A 22,211-nucleotide genomic window follows, 5' to 3' on the forward strand; every position below is an offset into this window, starting at 1 on the left:
CTGACCAACAGTATTAGTCAATGGCAACAACACATATATGAACATACCGTTTTTCATAAAAAATGCCCGCTTTCAAATAAACAGTTTTTACTGTCTGTCTAAAAGAGGGCATATTACTCATAAATGAGCCGCTTTTCATTTTTCTGATATTGTTTTCTGCTCAGCGCTTACAAAATCATCTGCATTGCTTCATAGTTTTAAGCATGCTGAATCCAATTCATCTCAGCAGAGCCATATACATTACATACTATATGATATGTGAAAAAATCGGAGCTACGATAACCGTCAGAATACCTGCCACTGCAATGGATAAGCCGCCCATGGCACCTTCGATTTCACCCATTTCCAGAGCTTTCGCGGTACCAATCGCATGGGCGGAAGTACCAAGTCCGACTCCTTTTGCTACCGGATGGGTAACATGGAACAACTTGTACACAAAATCTGCCAGCACGTTTCCAACCACACCGGTGATAATGATAACTGCAACAGTGATGGTTACGATACCGTTCAACTCCTCTGATACCCCCATACCGATCGCTGTTGTGATGGATTTCGGAAGCAGGGTAACATACATATCATGCTCCAGTCGGAAGATCAGACACAGTACTAAAATACAGACTGCGCCGGTCAAAACCCCCGCCACGATACCACCGATAATGGCTTTCCAGTTTTTCTTCAACAGCTCCATCTGCTCATATAACGGAATTGCCAGACATACCGTTGCCGGTGTCAGCAGATAGCTCAAAAGCTGTGCGCCATCGTTGTATGTATCATAATCAATATGGAATCCCACCAGAATCAGGATAATGATCACGATGGAGATCAGTAACGGATTTAACAGTGCAAATTTCAATTTCTTTTTCAGCAGTACACCAACTTCATATGCAAGGATACTCACCAGTACGCCGAAAAACATAGAATTACTCAGAATGTCCTTCATTTTTCTTACGCTCCTCTGCTTCAATCATCGTCTGTGTTACTTTTCCGGATATTCCCATAACTGCGATCGTTGAGATAAACATGATCACGATAACCGGAACCAACACTGGTTTTAACTTATCCCATGCATTTAACAGACCAACACCAGCCGGGATAAACATCATCGGCATGATCTCTATCAGGAATTTTCCTGCATCCTGAACCGCTTCCACTTTCAGTACTTTTGTCTCTAACAAAATAAACATCAGCACCAGTCCGTAAATACTTGCCGGAATCGGCAGCGGCAATACATATTTCAAAACTTCTCCAATAAAAGAGATAAAAAGAATAGTGACAAATTGACGAATATATTTCATAACAACGCCTCTTTTCTCTGGTCAAAAAGTCTACATTTTATGGTAACTATTTTTTCCTTAAAATGCAATTTCATTATCTCAATTATTATATCAGCTTTTTCATAATTTTCAATACATTGGTGCTACCAATTTTAGTAAAAAAGAAATTATTTTTATTTTAAATCTATTCTCTGTATCACTGCAAAATTTTATTCTTATCATCACCTCTTAAAATAGCATATCTGAATGTGTTTTTAATCTAATTTTCTGAAAACAAAATGGACACCTCATCCAAAAGTGCCCATTTTCATTCCTATCTCTTATTAACAAATTTCTTCCATCATTTTTGTGACTAATTTTCATCTGTGATGCTTTTGTCTGTACAGTACAGTCGCCACTGACCATATGGCAAACAATACCACCGACAGCAGACTTGCCATCATCCCATATTTCTGTCCCGGCGGATCAAACCGCAGATCTATCGTATGAGAACCGGATGAGAGTTTTGCTCCGGCAAATGCTGTGTTTACAGTCTCTATTTTCGTCTCTTTGCCATCCACATACAGTTTCAGTCCATTCTGCATCGGAATGGAAGTTACAAAATATTCATCCTCAGATGCGGTCACATTGCATTTTAATACACTGTTTTTCTCCCACTGATCCTCTGAAACCAGTTCTGCTGCTTCCACCTGCTTATCCGCAAGAAGTTGACCCGGGAACACATAACATGCCACGTCAGTAATGTCATAGCTGCCTTCTGACAACCGCAGCATAATATATTTGTCATTGCCACGCTCTTTTAACATATAGGAAAAGCAATTATTTTCATTCGGGTACGGTGCACTTAAGCCCGACAGTTTATTTTTTCTTCCATTTGCAGAGATTACCACTGGTTTTTCTGTATGGTTGTTTACCCGAAACCGGAAATACAACGTTCCGTTCTGCATTGCGGAATCTAATGGAATCCGGATTGTTCCTTTATCGGTAACTTTCATTTGATAACCGTTATTGATTGCCTGCACTTTTACATTGTCAGAGCATTCCACCTCATTGGAATCCAGTGCCGGCAATGAAATCTGCTCCATATCAGATACGGAAACAGAATCTGACGCATCTTCTACAACCGTGTAACGACTGAGTGCTGTCATTTTCTGCGTATCACCAAGTGCTTCAAACTGCTGATCTGAAATACAGTCTGAAGTCGTATATGCGATTGGCAGCACGTTTGGATTTTCTGCAATTACATTTTTTCCCTGCTGTGCAACGATTTTATATCCATAAGGGATTTTATTTTCAGTAGTCAGCACATAACGCTCTGCCATCAGCTGTGCAAACAGCGGATTTCGTTCTTCCAGGAGTGCCGTGCGGTTGTTGATCTGAATCGGCATCTTGGTCAGATCATAGTAAAAATTCTGATATGCAGAGTTGGTCACAGAGGAATACATAGTCGTCGTCTGCTGTCCGTAAAACTGCAGCGCATTGCACTCTTTTTTTGCATCCGTCAGCTTGTTGCAGCGATACAGCTTATTTCCGCAGATTGCCTGCAACTCTTCTTCGGTAAAATTCTGCTCCTGCGCCTCAGAAGTCGGCATTCCCTGCCAGTTTTCCCCATCTGCCAGACGCACATAGATCAGAAATGGCATGATAAACAAAAACAGATAACGCACAATGCCGGTTTCACATCCGATATCTGAGCATCCATTCACCTCTTGTTTTTTCCTCAATTTCGTATCCACAAGGGCAGCCACAAGCAAAATGCCGGTATCCAATATCACCCACCAGAACCATGCCTGTCCCCACTGGGACGCAATGACTCCGGCAAAGACAAGAAATATCCAAAATCTCCAGCGCACTTCTCCACGGCGGATTTTCTGAAAAATCTTCATGCAGTACAAAAGAACCACCGGTACAAACGGAACCAAAATTTTTCCCCTTGCATACAGCGTTGCATTTAAAATGTAGGGTGCCACGCCAAACAGGCTTCCAAGCAATAACAGTGCTGACTGCCAGCGATATTCTCTGATGGTCAATCCCAGAAGCAGCAGGTACAGACAAATCACCGTCAATCCCATGCCATACGGGGAATACAGCAGATTCTGTGCATTCGGAAGCATAAGATCCGTAAGTGTTGTTGCTTTTTCTCCGCTGTGCTTATGCTCCAGAATTGCCATAAAGGTAGGCAGCAACAGCATCATTGCCATTCCTATGGATAAAATCACACTGGTTACCACCTGAAACAGCAGTTTCCGCTTTCCTGCCCAGTCTGCTTCCCGTCGTAACATTCCTACCGCAAACCATCCGATCACTGCCAAACAGGCGATCGCATAATAAAAGCTATGCAGATAGATCAGTGTCAGACTGACCGACATCAGCGCAAATTTTCGTTTTTTCAGGAAGATCAGCGCCAAAAGCAAAAATGGTAAATAATTCACAAACATAATCTGGCGATGTGTCTGGAAAAAACAGTTTGCCAGCAAAAACAGCATACTGCCGAAAAATGCGCCAAAAGGAGACATACCTTCCAGTCGAAGCCAGTAACGCATTAATAACACTGCTGCCAGATAACTGCACAGTGCATATGCCGGAATCAAAAACGTCATCGGCACCTGTGGCAGCAGACATCCAAGAATAATATCCGGACGGAAATACCCATAATAGGCAAACTGAAATCCATTATTGCCGCCGCCAATGATCATCCACGCCGGTGCAAGCGTTTTTTCTTCCATGCAGGTGCGGCGGATGGTTTCTGCCAGCGTCACATGCTGATCATACCAGTCAATGGTGGAACCATAAAAGCAGCCTTCCGGCAGGATTAGACCAATGAGCAGGAAAAACACTGCCACCAGAATCCCGGTAAATACCACATTCTGGAGCATCTGGTTTCGCTTCTCCTGCTTTGGTTCTGTTCCCGCCCAAAGACTGCTCTGTTTATATTTTCTTTGTGTATTTTCTATTACTCTTTCTTTCATTTCCACTATCCCTCATTGCTGCTTTTTTCTCTTTTCCTTAGCAACACATTCAGTTTAGCAGAAATTTTTGAAAATCTACTATGTGAAATTCTGAATTTTTCTTAAGAACTTACAATTCAAGTCGAACGCACGTGAGACTTGGTGCGTGATTCTGGTCAGCGAAAGCTGGTATATTTTTCTTTAAAACAAGGTGCACGATGCTATATTTTAATCGCAAATTTTGTCAAATACACGCAGCCAATCAGCATATTGGCAGATTACATGCTCAATGCGATGCAGCTCTGCTTCCTTGCTGACACTTCGCCACAGTTTTTTGTAATCATATAACCAATATTCCAGATCTTCCGCCAGATTCCATTGTTCTTCCCTGTGAGCATTTTCTGTTTCCTGATGTTCTGGAATTCTTTTAATATCGTTTTCCATATTTATATCGGACTGTACCGTCTGATCCTCTGCTGGTTCTTTTCCCTGTGCCTCCATCAACGCTATGAAATCCGCCAGAACTGCTCCGATTTTCTGTAACAAGATCATTCCCTGTACCGCGATCAGATATGCCCGGATTTTTCCCCGTCGGCCAACCGGTAAATGGCTCACCGCTGCATAAAGTTCCTGCTGAATAGTTTCCAGTTCCTGTGCTGCCTGTTGATAAACCGCCGGTTCTTCTATTTTTACCAGTTTTTCCAGTTCATCTAACAGTGCTTTTCTGTCTGTAGGATTCCCCATCTGTGCCAATTTCAATCCATCCTGTTCCAGAAAATCTACCATATTCCGCCATGTAAACTTCCAGCTCTCTGAAATCCGTGCCAGTACAGACGCCAGTGTTTCCGTCTCATCTCCGTAAGCAACTCTTGAAATCTGACGATTGATATCTTCAAATTCCGGAATCTCCAGATTCCACGAAAAAGCCGCTCCATAGATCATTCCCGGCAGACTGAAATCCGGATGATTGATATGTCCACAATCGCCCCAGTCTGTATTCAACAGACCTTCTGCATGATAGTTTGAGGCATACTGACACATTCTGCTGATATTTTCATAGGAAACCCGAATCTGATTCACCAGCTGATCCCATCCACTGACACCCGGACAGTTATAAAGTCTCGCTCCAGCTTCCGACAATTTTCTTGTAGAATCCTCCGGCCAGTCCGCATCATAGCCCCAGTTCAGACAAATGGTTTCTTTCGGAAGTTCCTGTACTGCCTCCGGGAACTCACAAATGATATCGCCCCAGAACATCGGTGTTTTACCTTTGCTCACCACATATTCACAGAGTTCTTTTACAAAATCCAGATACAGGCGCTGTGTTCCTTTTTCTTCTGCCAGCGCTGCACTTTTTCCTTTTCCCAGATCAAAAGTTTCGTCCGCACAGATATTAAAATACTGTGAGGTAAAAAGAGGCATAAACTCGTCAATCAGCGCTTTTACCAGCTGGATACTCTCCGGATTTGACACATCCAGAGTATGATGCCGCATGCGATCCACGAATCCAAAAGGCTCTTTTTCCATTCCGGGCATCTCACACAGCTCACCATACGTTTTTGTCCGAAGCACTTTATACAAGTGACCAAAGCAGGCAATACTCGGAACCAGCTCTATATGCCGTTTTCTACAGTAAGCATCCAGCTCCAAAATATCCTCTGCCGTCAGTGGTGTATCATCTCTCCAAACCTCAGAAAATCCCCGGAACAAAAAGGTATGCTCCATATAAAGCTGTAACTGGTTCAGTTTGTAAAATGCCATGCGATCTACCAGCTTTTTCAGGTAATCCATCGTCGGAATCCTTCCTCTTGTCACATCGTGATAAAATCCCCGGTGCAAAATTTTCGGCTGATCCACAATAATTGTATACGGAATACAGCATCCGCACTGCTCTATGATCTGACGCAGTGTCTGAATACCGTAAAAAATGCCGACTGCACTGCCACCGGTGATACAGATACCATGCGCCTGAACAAGCAGTGTATACTCCTGCTCCTTCATGTGCTCGCCCAACTGTAAACAAATGTCCCCGTTTTCTGGGATTCCACAACTGATAGTTGTACAAAAGCCTGCATATTCCTCCAGATCCTGTTGCAGCATCTGTGCGTCTTCATAAACTTCCGGCGGGCAGTTGCTGTTAAGCACAATTCTCCGATCATATTTTAGTGTAAACGTTCCCTCTTTCTGATACCACTGTTGTGGTCTTGGAATAATGTACATATTTTTTCTTCTCCTTACCGTAAATTTTTCGATTCTTTGTTTTAATTCAAGAATGCTCCGGCATTCTTGTTGCGAGGTGCGCGTCATGCAATTGCATGACATACTTCAACTGCGCACCTCTGTAATCCTGCCGGAGGCTATATCAGATGGGGGATTGGCTCCCACCATTGATACTAGCTTGTTTCTCACCACCTATAGAGATGGGAGTCATCTCCCATCTGATATAAATTTACTTGTTTTCCTTCTCCTGCATTTACTTCTCAATCTATCATTCATCAAATCTTTATCAACAAATCAGATAGCTTCCTTAACCGGATTATATCAATTTCTGAAAAATATTTACTGCCAGTTCTAATAATTCATCCCGGAAATCATACTCTGGCGTATGAAGTGCCGGATAATCTTCACCATTACCAAGATAAAACATCGCCCCCGGACATTCTTTCGTATAATAGCCAAAATCTTCCGATGCACGAAGCGGCTCCGTCAGTTCTACCACTGGAAGATGCAATTTTTCTGCCGCGTTTCTCACCCGTTCGATAGCCTTTGCATCATTTGCAGTTTCCGGAAACGGATCATCATAGGCATAGGATAACTGTAATCCTTCTTCGGCTGCAGACTTTTCTGCCTGCGTGCGGATCATCTGCTCCAATTCATCCAGTTCTCGCTGCAACGCCGCCCGAAGTGTAAAGGAAATCTCACCTTCATCGGCAGATATTCCAAAATCCTTCGTGCCAATTTCTACATTCACGATCGTTGCCAGTACAAGCTGCTCAAACGTTGTTGCCTGTAATAAATTCTGCACATATAAAATCAGTTTTGCGATTGCCACTGATGGATTTTTTCCCTGCTCCGGAATACTTGCATGAGATTTTTTCCCGGTAAACGTAATAGTCAGACCTCTGGAAGCGCACTGGCTGACGCCTTCCCGAAGTACAACCGCTCCCTTTGGAAAACCGCTCCAGTTGTGAAAACCGTAAATCTCCGCTATCTTTTTTTCTTTTATCAACGGAACACATTCCTGCGCTCCGCGACCGATTTCTTCCGCATGCTGAAAAATCAGATATACGTCCCTGTCTGCGCCGTTTGCATCCAGTTCTAATGCCAGACCTGCCAATGCGGATGCATGTCCGTCATGCCCGCATTTGTGGCTGACTCCGGGATTTTCTGATGCGTAGGGTAAACTTTCTGCGTCTTCCAAAATTGGCAATGCATCAAAGTCTGCACGGAATGCGATCGGCGGTTTCGTGTCTGCCTCTGGCATTTCTGACTGCCTTTTGGTTGTATACTGTACGTAAAACCAGTTTCCTCGGTCAATGACTTCAAGCTGTATATTTTCTTTTATAAATGTGATCAGGCGATTCTTCGTTTCCTGCTCCTGCATAGATAATTCCGGGTGACAGTGCAGGTCATGGCGAAGTGCCACTATTTTGTCCCGATTTTCTTTTTTCATAATGTGCTCCTGCGTTTTTATCATTTTCTTTATGATACCAGTCAAAGGATATTCGCAATCCGCCTACGCTACTTGCTCATAACCAAATAGCTGCTTTGCAGCTTATCAGAAGGGGCTTGCACCCCTCCTGATACAAGCAAGTCCCCACCCCTGCTTATTGCTTTTCGCAATTGAAGCAGGGGACTTCCTTGATTTGATTAAAAAGTAAATAAACGCCAGTCAGGCAATCTTTCCTCGGCAAGCGATTGTTAGCTGCAGAGGTAAGATTGATGACTGGCGTTTTCACAACCTAAAGTTTAGCCACAAAAGAATTTACAACACCTTGGACAAGAATTCCTGTAATCGTGGATTCTGCGGATTCTCAAAGAAATCCTTCGGATTATTCTGTTCGGCAATATTTCCCCCATCCATGAACAGCACACGGGTTCCAACCTCGCGGGCAAAGCCCATCTCATGAGTTACAACCACCATGGTCATTCCATCATCGGCTAGTTCTTTCATCAGCTGAAGAACCTCTCCAACCATCTCCGGATCCAGCGCGGATGTCGGCTCATCGAAAAGCATTACCTCCGGATTCATTGCAAGAGCGCGCGCAATCGCGATACGTTGCTGCTGTCCACCGGAAAGCTGTTTCGGATATGCCTCTGCCTTATCTGGCAAACCGACACGCTCTAAAAGTTCCACAGCTTTCTGATCAGCTTCGCTGTCAGACATCAGTTTTAATGTCACCGGTGCAAGCTTGATATTTTCTTTGATCGTCAGATGTGGAAACAGATTAAACTGCTGAAATACCATACCCATTCTCTGACGTATTTTATCAATATCTGTCTTTGGATCTGTGATATCTACACCGTCTACAGTAATGGTTCCTGCTGTCGGCTGCTCCAACAGATTCAGACAGCGTAAAAAGGTTGATTTTCCGGAACCGGAAGGTCCAATGACAACGACTTTTTCTCCCGGATAAATATGTTCATTAATTCCATCTAAAACTTTGTGATCGCCAAAACTTTTTTCCAGATTTCTAACGTCTATCACTGTTTCTCAACCTCCTCTCAAATACAGCAAGTGCCTTGGATAATGCCATAACGCATACAAGATAAATTACTGCTATACTAACATACGGCATAAGCGGCTGATAGGTAACCGCTGTAACGCTCTGTGCTGCTTTCATCAGATCTTTTGCCCCGGTAACGGTCATCAGAGAAGTATCCTTCAATAATGTGATCATCTCATTGCCCAGAGCCGGCAGAATATTTTTGATTGCCTGCGGAATAATGATGTGACGCATGGTCTGGGTATAATTCATACCAAGGGAACGACCTGCCTCCATCTGTCCTGCATCCACAGACATAATACCTCCACGTACAATCTCTGCTACATAAGCTCCGGAGTTGATACCAAAAGCCAGAGTTGCTACTGCAACAGAATGACGGCTGGATGCAAAGATAACAAAATACATGATCATCAACTGAACCATCATTGGGGTTCCACGGATCACAGTCAGATAAACCTGACAGATTGCATTTAAAATATTTAAGATCACATTGCCGAAGCCATGTGCATTTTTCTTCTTGGTATCATGTTTGGTACGAACGATCGCTACAAGAATACCAATTGCAATACCCATTAAAAGTGCAAGCACTGCCACACGAATCGTAACACCAAAACCTTTTGCAAATAATACCCAGCGGTCGCTTTCAATAAACGTCTGTGAAAATCCATCTGCAAGGCTTAAAAACCATTCTTTCATTCACTTTTCTCCTTTCTGTAAATTGTAAAGCGGACATTTGCAATCCACTTTCGTTACTTGCTCATGAACGCAGCCACTTTGCAGCCTGCGTTCAAACACTGAATTTTATTATAGCAAAAAAATGAGACAGCGTCTATTGCTGTCCCACTATTTTTTACAGTTCTTTCGTTACCTTTTGTAACAATATTTCCTGTACGAAATCGATTACTCAGCTTTAATATATTTATCAATGATAGACTGAACGGTTCCGTCTGCTTTTAATTTTGCAAGAGATGCATTTACTTTGTCTAATAACTCTGTGTTATCTTTTGCAATTGCGATCGCATAATCCTCTGTGATATACTCTGTGTCAAGAATCTTTAATCCTTCATTCTCAGCTACGAATGCTTTTGCCGGCTCGTTATCGATAACAACTGCATCAACTTTACCTGTCTTTAATGCCTGAACAGCACTTGCACCATTCTGGTAAGCGACAACATGGTCTTCACCATATCCACCTTTTTCCGGTGTATCAGAACAGTAAATATCTCCTGTTGTTCCCTGCTGAACACCGATCAGTTTATCAGACAGATCATCCGGTCCCGTGATATCAGAATCTTCCGGAACGATAATAACCTGTACACCTGTTGCATAGCTGTCTGAGAAGTTTACGTTTTTCTTACGATCTTCGGTAACAGTCATACCTGCCAGAGACATATCTGCTTTTCCTGTTGTGATTGCCGGGATGATAGAATCAAAATCCATATCATCTACCTGAAGTTTCATACCAAGATCATCAGCGATCGCCTGTGAGATTTCAATATCGATTCCTTTGTATTCCTCTCCATCTACATACTCATACGGCGGAAAAGTTGCGTTTGTTGCCATAACTAAAGTATCTTTATCAGATGATGAATCATCTGCAGATTCTGCTGCTGCGCTTGTGTCTTTTGCATCTGAACTGTTATCTGCTGTGCTTCCGCATGCTGCCATGGAAAATACCATTGCTGCAGCTGCCACCAGGGCTACGATTTTCTTTGCTTTCATGTTTTTCTCTCCTCTTTTTACATCCGATCAGAAAAAATGTCATGTGATATTCCATTTCCTTCTGGTCTTTTTCTTTTCACTAACTGCTGTTCATTATAATTCCATTGAAAGGAGATTGCAATGGTGATTGTGCATAAAAATTAATATTATATGCATATTTTTTTCAGTCTAACTGTACATTTTATACATCTTTCTTGTTTATTTATGCATATATGCACTATTTTATGCACTTTTTTATGCATAATTCAAGAATGCTCCGGCATTCTGTTTCATGCAAATATTCTGTTTCATGCAAAAGTCCTCTCTGACAGATCTTGTTACCTGTGATCTATCAAAGAGGATTTCTTCTCTTAACGTTATCTCTTATTCTGTTATATTTTTAAAGTGGAACTGCTTTTTATCGGAAGCATAATCGTCCACGATCTGTCCGGTTCCGTACAATTTGTATTTGTAGCTTACCAGGCCTTCCAGTCCAACCGGTCCTCTGGCGTGAAGTTTTCCGGTGCTAATGCCGACTTCCGCACCGAATCCATAACGGTAACCATCTGCAAAACGGGTGGAACAGTTCTGATATACCCCCGCGGAATCCACCAGATTCATAAAGTGCTCTGCCACATCCGGATTTTCTGTAATGATACAGTCAGTGTGATGCGAACCGAAGTGGTTGATATGGTCGATTGCTTCATCCATGTTTTTGACTGTTTTTGCAGAAAGAATGTAATCAAGATATTCTGTTTTATCATCTGCCTCAGTGGACGGCACACAGTCCACAACTGCCGCAACGTCTTTCGTTCCACGGAGTTCTACTTTTTTCGCATCCAGTGCTTCTTTTAACATTGGAAGCAGTTGGTCTTTGATAGCTTCGTGAACCAGAAGTGTCTCCACTGTGTTGCAGGCAGACACATACTGGGTTTTCGCATCCACAATGATCGGAACTGCTTTCGCAAGATCTGCATCTTTATCCACATAAATATGGCAAATGCCATCTGCATGTCCCATTACCGGAATCTTCGTATGATTCATAATGTACTGCACAAATGCGTTGGAGCCGCGCGGAATTAAAAGGTCCACAGATTCATGACATTCCAGAAGTTCATTGATTTCAGAACGTGCTTCCAGCTGCATCATGGAGTCTGCTGGAAGTCCTGCGTCAATAATTGCTTCATGAATAATGTCAAACAGTTTTTTGTTGCTGCGAAGTGCTTCTCTGCCACCTTTTAAAATGACACAGTTTCCACTCTTGATGCACAATGCGGAAATCTGCACCAATGCATCCGGACGCGCCTCAAAAATAACACCGATGACGCCGATCGGACAGGTGACACGTTTCAGCACCAATCCCTCATCCAGTTCTCTGGCAAACTGTGTCTGAAACAGCGGATCTTCCATCTTGGTCAGATCTGATATGCCTGCTGTCACATCCCGAAGTTTTCCTTCGTCAAATTTCAGACGTTTCCGTACCGGACCGGATACGCCATCTGCTTCTGCCTGTGCCAGATCCTGTTTGTTTGCTTCAAAAATCTCTGCCTGATGCTGCAATAATGCTTCGCGGACTGCTGTCAAAGCGGCATTTCGCTGTTCGTTTGTGGTTGCTGCCAGCTTCGGAGCTGCCTGTTTTACCTTTCTTACCTGTTCCTGAAATAACATACGTTTCTCTCTCACTTTCTCAACAAAATCATCTTTTTATCGGTTGCCTAACTGCCAGAAGGCTACGGCACTGGCTGCTGCCACGTTCAGGGAATCCACACCATGCGCCATCGGTATTTTCACTGTATAGTCACAGTTTGCAATGGTATCTTCACAAAGTCCATCTCCCTCTGTGCCAAGCACGATTGCCAATCTTTCCTCACTCATCAGACCTGGATCATCGATATTAACGGTATCATTTCGCAATGCCATGGCCGCTGTCTTAAATCCAAGCTGCTGTAGTTTTGCCATGCCATCTTCCGGCCATTTTTCTTTTTCCGGAAATATCGTCCAAGGCACCTGAAATACGGTTCCCATGCTCACCCGCATGGCTCTGCGGTACAACGGATTGCTGCATCCCGGTGTCAGAAGCACCGCATCCATGTGTAATGCCGCTGCCGAACGAAAAATCGCGCCAACATTGGTGGGATTGACGACATTTTCCAAAACAGCGATCCGCCGCGTATTGCTGCAAACTTCCTCTACTGTTGGCAGCGTCCGCCGTTTCATGGCGCACAGCATTCCCCGCGTCAGTGCGAATCCGGTCAGTTTTGTCAACACGTCATATTCTGCGGTGTAAACCGGAATGTCCCCGCAACGTGCGATCAGTTCTTTTGCCTGCGTTTCAATATGTTTATGCTCCACCAGCATGGAAATCGGCTCATATCCCGCATCCAGCGCTCGTTCCACGACTTTCGGACTTTCCGCGATAAAAATACCCGGCTTCGGTTCATTAATGCGCAATAATTGTACTTCAGAATACCGCGCATAAATATCCAACTCCGGTGCCGCAAAATCTGTAATCTCTATTATATTTGCCATCTATTTTTATACTCCTGTATCCTTTTCCCCAAAACAGTTTTTCATAAAAAAATAATGCGCGCTCTTATTCGCATTTACTATGCGCACCACCTATCATCTGGGAAAAAGTTTCTCCAAGTTATTCACAATTTTAGCATAATCTTATGAAATATGGTAGCCGACGCTCATTGTTTTTTACCGCTTTTCTTCCATTTTGTGGTAATAACCACAGTTTTTTTGTATCATCAGGGATATACTACATAGTATCAAAGAAAAGGAGGACATCGCATATGTCTATGATGAAAAATATAAACAAAGCCGAAGTGCTTGTATTAAAAGATGAAGTTGCTTATCAGGAGGGTCAGGTTGTCAGCAAAACACTTGCTCAGAACGATGCTTTAAGCGTTACTTTATTTGCCTTTGACAAAGACGAAGAAATCAGCACACATGAGTCTGGCGGAGATGCTTTCGTTACCTGCCTGGACGGTGTCGGACGCATCACCATTGATGGCGTAGAACATGAACTGCATGAGGGTGAATCCATTGTTATGCCAGCAAAACATCCGCATGCTGTTTACGGCAAAGAACAGTTTAAAATGCTGTTAGTGGTTGTATTCTAAATTCAAAACCGACTATCAAAAAAAACAAATAGAATGGCAAAAATCCTCTGTTTTGCAAAACATGTCATGAATCTGCAAAGCAGGGGATTTTTCATATTTCAAGTCGAACGCACGTGAGACTTGGTGCGTGATTCTGGTCAGCGCAAGCTGACATCTTCTTTTCAGAATCACTGCACTCCACATTCCGTTCCGGTCGGCGCAAAACCATTGTCTCCCAGACAATGTGCGCCCTCGCGGAGCATTTATCTCAGTCGGAGATTGAACTCCCACTGAGAAATACTTGTTACTACTCACCACTTGCAGAAGTGGGAGTCTCATCTCAGACTGAGATAAATTTTTACATTTGTTGGCAAAATTCTTATATTCACATTTTCTGGTTTTTCCTATTATTTAATCCAGAATGACTATTACATTTCTAATAACAGATTTTGAAACAATACCTTATTACTTGTTCTGCCAACAGATCTGCTCTCCCGTAATCGGAGTATAGCGAATCAGCTCCGTGGCATCCAAATTTTCCGCATGCATATCCACCGCCGAAATCTGGTGGTTTTCGTAAGTTGTATAATAGTAAATTCCTTTGTTCAGATTGCAACAGGAAGTATACAATGTAATCTCATATTTTCCTTCTGCAACTTCACAACATCCACGCTGCTGATCTACGGAATTTAAAATATGGAAAAACTGGCTGACGCTCTCATTTTCTGAATTCCCGGAAATCGAATGCAGTTTTGTAAATGCCACCCGCACAAAACGGGACGTGGATGATAAATCTCCCGGAAGCCCCAATGCACCCATGCCGCGGCTGTATGCCTGCAACTCCAGTTTATCTGAAAAATGATTTTCCGGTTGTCGCGGTGACAAATGCATATATTGATTCAGCTGAAACATCTGCTGCTGAAATGGCGGATTGTTAGTCAGTACTCCCGCCGGATTATCATATACGTGCAGACCATCTGCCATGCATTCCACGGTAATTGCTGCGTTCGCATCCACAATAATCCAGTGCAGCTGCGCCGTCGGTAAACTTTCATGGAATGGCGTTCCAACCAGATTCATATGGCTTAAGCATTCTTTTGCTTCCTGCACGGTTGCACACTGACGCAAGATCCATGGGATAAATTCGTACTGTGCCACATTTTCTTTTTCCTCTGACAAATCCTGATATACGGCATTTCCGACAAAATTCAAGCCTGCCATGCCAAGCCCTTTTTCATTGATGGCATCATAATATAACGGATAATCACCGACTACATGCGCCATGCCAAGAATTGCATAATTTTCATCACTTTTTCCTGCATGACGAAACTGCATTGGATAATTGCGTGGCGTGATGGTCAGTTCATCTCCGTAAGAAAATTCGTAATCTAATGTTCTGCCAAAATAGGTATCTTTCGTTTTATAAGTTGCTGCTGTACACATGTTGTTTTCCTCCATTTATATCCCATATTATAGACAAAATCATTCGAAAAATTCTTCTACGATACACTGCGCAAACATTTCCGGTTCATCAGAAGCAAAATTGTGATATCCCGGCACGATCTTGTGTTTCCATCCTTTGGTTTCTGCAGCCTGATAAGCAGATCGATGAAACATTCCGGTTTTATCATCTGAACCGCAGGCTACCGTCACCGGAACCGATATATTAAAATCCTCCAGTTTTAAATTCGAAAAACTATCCATTTCTTTCTCCAGAAACAGCTCCAGATTTTTCAGATTTCGGCTCTGCTGCTCCATGGACTGTCCCTCTTTGTCCCGGTTCATGCCGCCCATGGCATTCACAAAATGCATCATGCAGGTGATAATTCTGTGCTTCTCTGCACTTTTATGAAGTTTCTCCCAAAAAGCATCCTGTTCTGCTGCCAGTTCACCGCTTCCCCGCATCAGTGGTTCATGCAAAAATACCTGACGTACTAACTCCGGATATTTTGTTGCCAATGCTGCCGTCACCGCGCCACCCGCACTGCAACCAGCTACAAAAAACCCTATATTCTGACCATCTTTCACTTTGCTCTGTTCCTCAGCTCCATTCATCTGCGGCTCTGACTCTTCCAAGCATATTTCTTCCTCATGTTTCCGTTTCAGTTCTGCCCCAATGATCTCTGCCGCATCATCTGCATGCGCCCAGACCGAAAAATCTGTTTCACCCTCTGCCGGAATGCTTCGGCTATATCCCCGCCGGTCATAACTGATCACTGTAAATTTTTTAGATAAGATTGCCGATGCCTCACGAAAAAATTCGCTGTCACAGGCAACACCATGTATCAGAAGCAGCAAAGGTCCGCTGCCTTCCCTTCTGCAGAATAATGTTCCATGTGCTGTTTTCACCTGATATTCCATCGGTAATGCCTCCATTTTCTTTCTAACTTCTCAACTGAGATAGAATCAGTCTACTCATTTGTGCGATCAGATCCATCCCATCCCAGATCAGGGAAAAATCCAATGCATGTCCGATCTGTACCACCCGATCTACACCGGAAACACCCGCACAGATCAGCTTTTCTGCAACTTCTGTACACTCTGTTTCGTTTACACAGGTTAACGTCTGACATTTTCTTGTCAAAGCCGGATATAATCCATCCAGATTTTCTCCGCTGCACTCGAAAAAGAATCCGCCCGGAACGGTCAGCTCCCATACATCCGCGGAAAGCTCCGGCAGTTTAACCAATACGACTTCATTACCAAATTTCTGAATCTTTACATTTTCTTTTGTCGCTGCAAGGTACATTGCCTGTTCCCACTTCTGTACAGCAAGATGTGCTCCCAGTTCATAGCGGCTCTGAATGTAAGGTGCCGCTGCTTTCCAAAATTTTTCATGGGCAAGTGCCGTTTGCTCCGGAGAACCTAACCAGTAAAGCAATGACGGAGAGGAGCATGCATTCTGATCATTCAAATAAGTATCATTATAGAACCCGCGCACGATGTCCGTCAAATCTTCTTTTTCTAAAATTGCATCTGTCCGCAATACCGCTGCGGAACGGCGATCTGCAAAAGCAAGTTCTGTTTTGCCCGGCTCCAATACAGACTTTTGAATTTCCTGAATACTATGGTCACCGCCCCAGATCACGCGCACCTGACAAAGCCGGGAAAGCGCATCCGTAACTTCTTTTACATGACCATAACGAAGGATCACAATTCGTTTCTTCCATTCCGGCTGTGTTTCCATCACCTGTCTGAGTGCCGATAAAATCATCTGTTCCTGCACCGTTTCTTTCTCCGGCAGACGCAAAACCACCGGATCTCCTGCCAGCAAAGATGCTGCCATGCTAAAGGCAAACAGTACCGGAATATTGGACGGAACAATGTGAAATGCCACACCTCTGCCGATCACTCTTTTTCCGTTCCATTGACGGGCATACTGCTCACGGATATGACTTAAATTTCCTTTTCTGCACCAGAAAGAAAATGCTGCCAGATCTGCTACCTGTACACTACGGTTTTCTTTTCGAAGTGCCTGATATAAAGCATCCAGAAAATCGATGGTTTCTTCTGAAAAAGGAATATATGGTTTCTGTTCTGCAAGTTGTTCCAGAATTGCAGTATCACCCAGTAAAAACTGAAGGTCTTTTTGCCAGTTATTATCTCTATCTTCCATCACATTCATTACTTCTCCTGATTTATATAAATGCTGTGCTGCTTCAACTTCTTATGCACCACTTCGTTTGCAACATTCAATCTTATCTTCGGATTCCAGTTCTCACTATTTGGCAAAACCGCTTCCGATTCCTCGCATACATTATCTAACATAATCCTGCTAACATGTTTATCTCAGTCGAGAAGACTCCCACTTCTGCAAGTGGTGAGTAATAACAAGTCTTTCTCAGTGGGAGTACAATCTCCGACTGAGATAAACGCTCCGCGGGGGCGCACATTGTCTGGGGGACAATGGTTTTGCGCCGACCGGAACGAAGTGTAGATGTGCAGTGATTCTGAGAAGAATATGTCAGCTTTCGCTGACCAGAATCACGCACCAAGTCTCACGTGCGTTCGACTTGAATTCTTCTGAAATGTATCAGAACATCCACGGATCTGTGCATGTTTCAGTCTGCCAAACACCTCAAAATAAGCACCTTTTCGTCCACAGGGACAATCATCCACACCAAGCAGTTGTCCCTCATCTTCCGTCAAAATACTGTGTCCCGGATAACTTTCCGGAAGTGTCGACAACACCTGAATGATTCCACGCTCTCCAATATCACAGAGTGAAAAATCAGACGCTCTCCGGAACAAAATACCGGAATAATCAGAAGCATGTAAATGACCACACTCACATTCCATGAAAATACTACCCGCCTGTTCTGCCATTCCGTAGTAATCATGCACTTTTGTAATACCACAAACCTTCTGTAATCTTGCTTTGTATTCCTGTTTTGATACCGCCTGAGATGACAGTTTTTTCCATCCGCCACCATGCACTAAAATTCCCTGTGACAGATCTTTTTTCAAACCAGACTGCTCCAATGCCAGCACCAGATACTGCCAGATCAGGAATGTAAATCCAAAGATCAGAAATGGTTCCTTTCCGTATTTTTCCAGAAAGTCATCCAACGTTTCCAGATCCAGTGACATATCTTCCTTTAAAGCAAAAGTGCGATATCTACCAAACAGGGAAAATCCACGAATACCTGCCGCCCGCGCCGAAAACTGATGCATTCCGGACAGCGCGGAAGGTGCATCGATCACCAGCATCGGAAGTCTCTTTTTTCCAAGAAAATCTGCACCAATCTTTGCCAGTGCCACCTGCTGGCGCGTCCGTGTCTCTCCGTCCAGCACGATTCTGGATGCCATACTGCTTGTCCCGGAAGATGTCACGACTTTGTAATCATCTTCCTCCGTTGGCATGCTGCTCAGTGTGATCCGTTTGAATAATCCTGCCGGAAGAAACGGAAGATCACGATAATGTGTCACATTTGACTCATCAAATCCGGAAGCCTCCAGCATACGGGCATACGCCGGACAATGTTCCCTGTGATAACGCGTCAGTTCTTTTAACTGTGTGGTGAGTTGTTCATCTTTCTGCGCTTCTTCTAAGGTATACACCTCATGTTCTCTCTGTTCCTCCAAGTTTCTCCCCTCCTCATGCAAAAGTATGCTTTTCTTTCTTCTATATATCATATCTGTGTAAATTTACACTTTTTCCATATTTGTCCAATTAGTTCGTCTCATCTCAGTCTGAGTTGAGACTCCCACTTCTGCAAGTGGTGAGTAGTAACAAGTATTTCTCAGTGGGAGTTCAATCTCCGACTGAGATAAATGCTCCGCGAGGGCGCACATTGTCTGGGAGACAATGGTTTTGCGCCGACCGGAACGGAGTGTAGAGTGCAGTGATTCTGAAAAGAAGATGTCAGCTTGCGCTGACCAGAATCACGCACCAAGTCTCACGTACGTTCGACTTGAAAAGTTCTTACCCGATAAACAAGCAGCTTACTACAACATTTGAACTCTTTTTATTCCTTCACTTTATCCTGCAATTTATTGTACTGCGTTTTTCCGGAAGCATTTTTCGGAATCTCTGCAATATAATACGCCTGCACCGCGCGAGTGCTTATATGCAGTCGGTCTGCCAGCAGCTCTGCTGCGGTTTCCGCACATGTCGAATCGGTCGTATAAATCTGCAAATGATCGTCTGTTCCCACACAGACAAATTCACAATCAACTTCCACATAGGCTTTCTGCAAAATACGCTCACATTCATCCAATCCGACACGGATTCCAAAAATCTTCAGGAATCTTTTTTTGCGACCGGCAATATAGTAAAATCCGTCTTCATCGATTCTTGCCAAATCTCCGGTATGTAACACACCCTGACGTTCATCGCCTTTACTCAGATCCGCACGGCATTCTGCCATGCCAAGCGTTACGTTTGGTCCCTCATAGATCAGTTCTCCGACACCAGTTGCCGGATCAACATCCTCCAAATGGAAGGTTCCTCCCGGAATCGCAATGCCGATACTTCCGATTTTTTCCAGACAATGGTCTGCCGGAAGATAACTCATACGTGCAGTCGCTTCGGTCTGACCGTACATGACTACAAATTTAATGTCATGCTCTTTTGCCCATGTTCCAACTTTCTGCTGCAATGGTTCCGGCAGTCTGCCGCCCGCCTGCGTCATATAGCGAAGATGCTGATACCACGGTTGTTCTCCCGGTTTCTGTGTCCGGTCATCAAACAGATGCAGACGTCGGAACAGTTCATACGTATATGGAACGCCCACCAGACTGGTTCCTTCTGCGGATTTGAAATAATCCCAAAATTGCTGCTGTACCACGCTGCTGGTGGTCAGAAGCACACAGGCTCCCGCTTGAAAATGACTGTTCATCACTGATAATCCATAGGTGTACTGCATCGGCAGACAAGTAATCGCACGTTCTGACTCTGTCAGTTTCAGATATTCCATAATGGATAACGCATTGCTCTCCAGATTTTGCCGTGACAGTCGCACCAGCTTCGGACTTCCGGTACTTCCGGAAGTTGCCAGCAGCAATGCCAGCTCCGGATGCAGTTCACATTTTGGTGCTTCGGTCTGATATAAGACATACTCTGCTTTTTCATATCCGATCGTGCAGTTTTTTTCATCACTTTTATTGATATTTTCGTCTGCTTTGTTCTGTTTTTCTGATAAATTGCATGGTTTCCATGTCTCTGCATGTTTCTTCGGCATCCATACATATTCCGGTTGATACCGCTCATACATTTCCTGCAGCAGCGTTTCATCCAGCTCAGCGTTTAGCAGCAACGGTACTGCTCCTGCATTTAAGCATCCCAGATATCCGATCACTGCGCCCGGTGTATTTTCACATAATAAAAAAACAAAGCTGCGCTGGCGGACTGCATGTCTGAATTCTGCAATCTGCTCACGCAGCTCACCGTATGTAATGCAAATGCCTGTATCCGTCTGCAATGCAGGGCGGTCTGCAGGTTTTAATTCCATATCAAAATACATTGTCATACCTTCTTTTTTCAATAATCCTTCTTAAAGATTACCTTTTATTCTCATGACGTGTTCTCTCAAAAGATACTTTCGTAAGAGATTTTACGAAAAATCTCTTATTTGCTCATATCCACGCCAAGTTTTTCCAGAATCTCGATTCCTTTGCTGTAGGTGCTGAAAGATGTGATATCCAGTGTTTCAAAGAACACACCAAATGCTTCTTCCAGATCTGCTACCATGTCTACATGACGAACAGATTCCCATCTTTTAAATCTATTATACACAAGCACATCATCGTTCAGATCTTCGTCTGTTGCCTGTAAATTTCTTTTTAAAATTTTGTTATATTTTTCAAGATTTGTCATTGTCTTATCCTCATATATTTTATGCTATTCTGATTTTGCCTTCATTGCCAGTGTGATCACACCGACTGCTGCACGTCCCGCATCTGTTTTCGCCGTCACTCTACAGTCATACATGCCATTTCCTGCGTCTGAGATTAATTGTGCACTCAGATACAATCGCGCTCCCGGATACACCGGATGGTAAAACCGCATCTGGCTTACCTGAAAAAATAATGGCAGTTTTCCACGGTTCTGTTCCGAAAGCAATAACAAGATATCTGCTGTCTGTGCCATACTTTCCATAATATAGATGCCCGGCAAGATTGGTTGTTCCGGGAAATGCCCCTGAAAGATCTGCCAGTCTTTCTGTATGTCCACTTCTGCTTCGATCCGATCCGGCAATTGAAGCTCCGTCACACGATCTACCAAAAGTAACGGTTCTCTGTGTGGCAAAATTTTCTTGATTTCTTCTTTTTCCATCATCTTGCATTCCGTCCCAGCGTACAGATTATTGCTTATTTCTTTTTGCGTCCCATCTGCTTACAGATCATTTTTATCTTTTTCTCATGCAATCTGCCTGCAGAAAATCTCTATTTTTTTGCTTCTTTTCTCTGGCGCATGATCTGTCTTGCCTGTGCGATCAGGTCATCACTGACACCTGTCACCAGCACAACATCTTTCAGTTCCGGAAACGCTTCTTTTAACTCTGTGTTGACCAGATTTTCCAACGTCAGTTCTGCAGAAGGACATCCGCTGCACTGTCCATGCATTCTCACATGAAGGACTCCGTCCTCCAGTTTTTCAATCTCGATATCGCCTCCATGCTGAGCCAGATTCGGGCGCACCCGTTCATCCAAAACCTTTTCAATTTTGCTGATTTCTAATTCCCCCATGGTGGTTCCTCCTCAAAAATACAATTCTGCCCTTAAATTAATTTAAGATACTTTACGGATTATTCCGTACATTTTATCTTTTAATTATATACCTGCATCTGTCTCTGTGTAAACCGGAAACAAATGCAGGTATTAAAATTTTCTACCGATGGCAACGTAACTCATACGCGCCTTTCAGTCGAACCTATACTATCATAGAAAGGATGTATTCAAGAATGCTCCGGCATTCTTGTTGCGAGGTGCGCGTCATGCAATTGCATGACA

The 22,211-nt window shown here is 43.6% G+C and carries 20 protein-coding genes; 1 reads left to right on the forward strand and 19 read right to left on the reverse strand.

Annotated features, from left to right (window positions below; genetic code table 11):
* Positions 1–247 precede the first annotated feature (247 nt).
* The 10 genes from DXB15_RS15425 to DXB15_RS15470 form a co-directional block, all read right to left on the reverse strand.
* Entirely contained in the window at positions 248–940 is a 693-nt protein-coding gene (locus DXB15_RS15425) for an LrgB family protein (protein WP_109216654.1), read from the reverse strand.
* Complete coding sequence (locus DXB15_RS15430; RefSeq protein ID WP_118703426.1) at positions 921–1,295, reverse strand: CidA/LrgA family protein; 375 nt, start codon at positions 1,293–1,295, stop codon at positions 921–923. Before DXB15_RS15430 ends, DXB15_RS15425 begins: the two co-directional genes overlap by 20 nt.
* 338 nt (positions 1,296–1,633) lie before the next feature.
* A complete protein-coding gene (locus tag DXB15_RS15435) occupies positions 1,634–4,243 on the reverse strand; it encodes a YfhO family protein (RefSeq protein ID WP_118703427.1) in 2,610 nt (869 codons plus the stop codon).
* Positions 4,244–4,450: 207 nt separating this feature from the next.
* Positions 4,451–6,442 carry a family 20 glycosylhydrolase gene (locus DXB15_RS15440; RefSeq protein ID WP_158582281.1) on the reverse strand — a complete coding sequence of 664 codons (1,992 nt, stop codon included), beginning with the start codon at positions 6,440–6,442 and terminating at the stop codon, positions 4,451–4,453.
* Between the two features lie 316 nt (positions 6,443–6,758).
* On the reverse strand, positions 6,759–7,895 hold the full coding sequence (locus DXB15_RS15445) for a M20 metallopeptidase family protein (protein WP_118703429.1): 1,137 nt from the start codon (positions 7,893–7,895) through the stop codon (positions 6,759–6,761).
* A gap of 312 nt (positions 7,896–8,207) precedes the next feature.
* Complete coding sequence (locus tag DXB15_RS15450; protein ID WP_118703430.1) at positions 8,208–8,930, reverse strand: amino acid ABC transporter ATP-binding protein; 723 nt, start codon at positions 8,928–8,930, stop codon at positions 8,208–8,210.
* The gene (locus tag DXB15_RS15455; protein WP_118703431.1) at positions 8,917–9,645 is read right to left on the reverse strand and encodes an amino acid ABC transporter permease; all 729 of its coding nucleotides are present in this window, start codon (positions 9,643–9,645) and stop codon (positions 8,917–8,919) included. Before DXB15_RS15455 ends, DXB15_RS15450 begins: the two co-directional genes overlap by 14 nt.
* Positions 9,646–9,849: 204 nt before the next feature.
* Entirely contained in the window at positions 9,850–10,671 is an 822-nt protein-coding gene (locus DXB15_RS15460) for a basic amino acid ABC transporter substrate-binding protein (RefSeq protein ID WP_118703432.1), read from the reverse strand.
* Positions 10,672–11,034: 363 nt separating this feature from the next.
* Positions 11,035–12,318: a glutamate-5-semialdehyde dehydrogenase gene (locus tag DXB15_RS15465; protein ID WP_118703433.1), complete on the reverse strand. Its 1,284-nt coding sequence runs from the start codon at positions 12,316–12,318 to the stop codon at positions 11,035–11,037.
* Positions 12,319–12,354: 36 nt separating this feature from the next.
* Positions 12,355–13,179: a TrmH family RNA methyltransferase gene (locus DXB15_RS15470; protein ID WP_109216646.1), complete on the reverse strand. Its 825-nt coding sequence runs from the start codon at positions 13,177–13,179 to the stop codon at positions 12,355–12,357.
* Between the two features lie 269 nt (positions 13,180–13,448).
* Between DXB15_RS15470 and DXB15_RS15475 the strand changes: the two genes are divergently transcribed.
* The gene (locus DXB15_RS15475) at positions 13,449–13,778 is read left to right on the forward strand and encodes a cupin domain-containing protein (RefSeq protein WP_118703434.1); all 330 of its coding nucleotides are present in this window, start codon (positions 13,449–13,451) and stop codon (positions 13,776–13,778) included.
* 444 nt (positions 13,779–14,222) lie between these two features.
* On the opposite strand, the gene bsh is transcribed toward DXB15_RS15475, so the two are convergent.
* The 9 genes from bsh to DXB15_RS15515 all read right to left on the reverse strand — a co-directional run bounded on the left by bsh (position 14,223) and on the right by DXB15_RS15515 (position 21,947).
* A complete protein-coding gene (gene bsh / locus DXB15_RS15480; RefSeq protein WP_118703435.1) occupies positions 14,223–15,200 on the reverse strand; it encodes a choloylglycine hydrolase in 978 nt (325 codons plus the stop codon).
* Positions 15,201–15,239: 39 nt separating this feature from the next.
* Positions 15,240–16,118: an alpha/beta fold hydrolase gene (locus DXB15_RS15485; RefSeq protein WP_158582282.1), complete on the reverse strand. Its 879-nt coding sequence runs from the start codon at positions 16,116–16,118 to the stop codon at positions 15,240–15,242.
* A gap of 22 nt (positions 16,119–16,140) precedes the next feature.
* Entirely contained in the window at positions 16,141–17,373 is a 1,233-nt protein-coding gene (locus DXB15_RS15490; protein ID WP_243115673.1) for an acyl-CoA reductase, read from the reverse strand.
* Between the two features lie 8 nt (positions 17,374–17,381).
* Entirely contained in the window at positions 17,382–17,525 is a 144-nt protein-coding gene (locus tag DXB15_RS16990) for a hypothetical protein (protein WP_158582284.1), read from the reverse strand.
* 216 nt (positions 17,526–17,741) lie between these two features.
* The gene (locus tag DXB15_RS15495; protein WP_243115671.1) at positions 17,742–18,842 is read right to left on the reverse strand and encodes a LuxE/PaaK family acyltransferase; all 1,101 of its coding nucleotides are present in this window, start codon (positions 18,840–18,842) and stop codon (positions 17,742–17,744) included.
* A gap of 383 nt (positions 18,843–19,225) precedes the next feature.
* Complete coding sequence (locus DXB15_RS15500; protein ID WP_243115672.1) at positions 19,226–20,722, reverse strand: AMP-binding protein; 1,497 nt, start codon at positions 20,720–20,722, stop codon at positions 19,226–19,228.
* 104 nt (positions 20,723–20,826) lie between these two features.
* Positions 20,827–21,075, reverse strand: coding sequence for an acyl carrier protein (locus DXB15_RS15505; RefSeq protein ID WP_109216974.1), 249 nt, complete (start codon positions 21,073–21,075; stop codon positions 20,827–20,829).
* 24 nt (positions 21,076–21,099) lie between these two features.
* Positions 21,100–21,537, reverse strand: coding sequence for a 3-hydroxyacyl-ACP dehydratase FabZ (gene fabZ, locus DXB15_RS15510; RefSeq protein WP_109216975.1), 438 nt, complete (start codon positions 21,535–21,537; stop codon positions 21,100–21,102).
* A 107-nt stretch (positions 21,538–21,644) separates the two neighbouring features.
* The gene (locus DXB15_RS15515; RefSeq protein ID WP_109216976.1) at positions 21,645–21,947 is read right to left on the reverse strand and encodes a NifU family protein; all 303 of its coding nucleotides are present in this window, start codon (positions 21,945–21,947) and stop codon (positions 21,645–21,647) included.
* Positions 21,948–22,211: the final 264 nt, after the last annotated feature.

The sequence above is a fragment of the Roseburia sp. OM02-15 genome, assembly GCF_003481835.1.
Classification (GTDB): Bacteria; Bacillota; Clostridia; order Lachnospirales; family Lachnospiraceae; genus Eubacterium_I; species Eubacterium_I ramulus_A.

Excerpts from the sequence above, each read along its gene's own strand:
- bsh (WP_118703435.1), bottom strand. The coding sequence starts at position 15,200 with ATGTGTACAGCAGCAACTTATAAAACGAAAGATACCTATTTTGGCAGA.
- DXB15_RS15425 (WP_109216654.1), bottom strand. The coding sequence starts at position 940 with ATGAAGGACATTCTGAGTAATTCTATGTTTTTCGGCGTACTGGTGAGT.
- DXB15_RS15505 (WP_109216974.1), bottom strand. The coding sequence starts at position 21,075 with ATGACAAATCTTGAAAAATATAACAAAATTTTAAAAAGAAATTTACAG.
- DXB15_RS15430 (WP_118703426.1), bottom strand. The coding sequence starts at position 1,295 with ATGAAATATATTCGTCAATTTGTCACTATTCTTTTTATCTCTTTTATT.
- DXB15_RS15475 (WP_118703434.1), top strand. The coding sequence starts at position 13,449 with ATGTCTATGATGAAAAATATAAACAAAGCCGAAGTGCTTGTATTAAAA.
- DXB15_RS15515 (WP_109216976.1), bottom strand. The coding sequence starts at position 21,947 with ATGGGGGAATTAGAAATCAGCAAAATTGAAAAGGTTTTGGATGAACGG.
- DXB15_RS16990 (WP_158582284.1), bottom strand. The coding sequence starts at position 17,525 with ATGTTAGATAATGTATGCGAGGAATCGGAAGCGGTTTTGCCAAATAGT.
- DXB15_RS15485 (WP_158582282.1), bottom strand. The coding sequence starts at position 16,118 with ATGGAATATCAGGTGAAAACAGCACATGGAACATTATTCTGCAGAAGG.
- DXB15_RS15435 (WP_118703427.1), bottom strand. The coding sequence starts at position 4,243 with ATGAAAGAAAGAGTAATAGAAAATACACAAAGAAAATATAAACAGAGC.
- DXB15_RS15465 (WP_118703433.1), bottom strand. The coding sequence starts at position 12,318 with ATGTTATTTCAGGAACAGGTAAGAAAGGTAAAACAGGCAGCTCCGAAG.
- DXB15_RS15500 (WP_243115672.1), bottom strand. The coding sequence starts at position 20,722 with ATGTATTTTGATATGGAATTAAAACCTGCAGACCGCCCTGCATTGCAG.
- DXB15_RS15470 (WP_109216646.1), bottom strand. The coding sequence starts at position 13,179 with ATGGCAAATATAATAGAGATTACAGATTTTGCGGCACCGGAGTTGGAT.
- DXB15_RS15455 (WP_118703431.1), bottom strand. The coding sequence starts at position 9,645 with ATGAAAGAATGGTTTTTAAGCCTTGCAGATGGATTTTCACAGACGTTT.
- DXB15_RS15490 (WP_243115673.1), bottom strand. The coding sequence starts at position 17,373 with ATGGAAGATAGAGATAATAACTGGCAAAAAGACCTTCAGTTTTTACTG.
- DXB15_RS15440 (WP_158582281.1), bottom strand. The coding sequence starts at position 6,442 with ATGTACATTATTCCAAGACCACAACAGTGGTATCAGAAAGAGGGAACG.
- DXB15_RS15445 (WP_118703429.1), bottom strand. The coding sequence starts at position 7,895 with ATGAAAAAAGAAAATCGGGACAAAATAGTGGCACTTCGCCATGACCTG.
- fabZ (WP_109216975.1), bottom strand. The coding sequence starts at position 21,537 with ATGATGGAAAAAGAAGAAATCAAGAAAATTTTGCCACACAGAGAACCG.
- DXB15_RS15460 (WP_118703432.1), bottom strand. The coding sequence starts at position 10,671 with ATGAAAGCAAAGAAAATCGTAGCCCTGGTGGCAGCTGCAGCAATGGTA.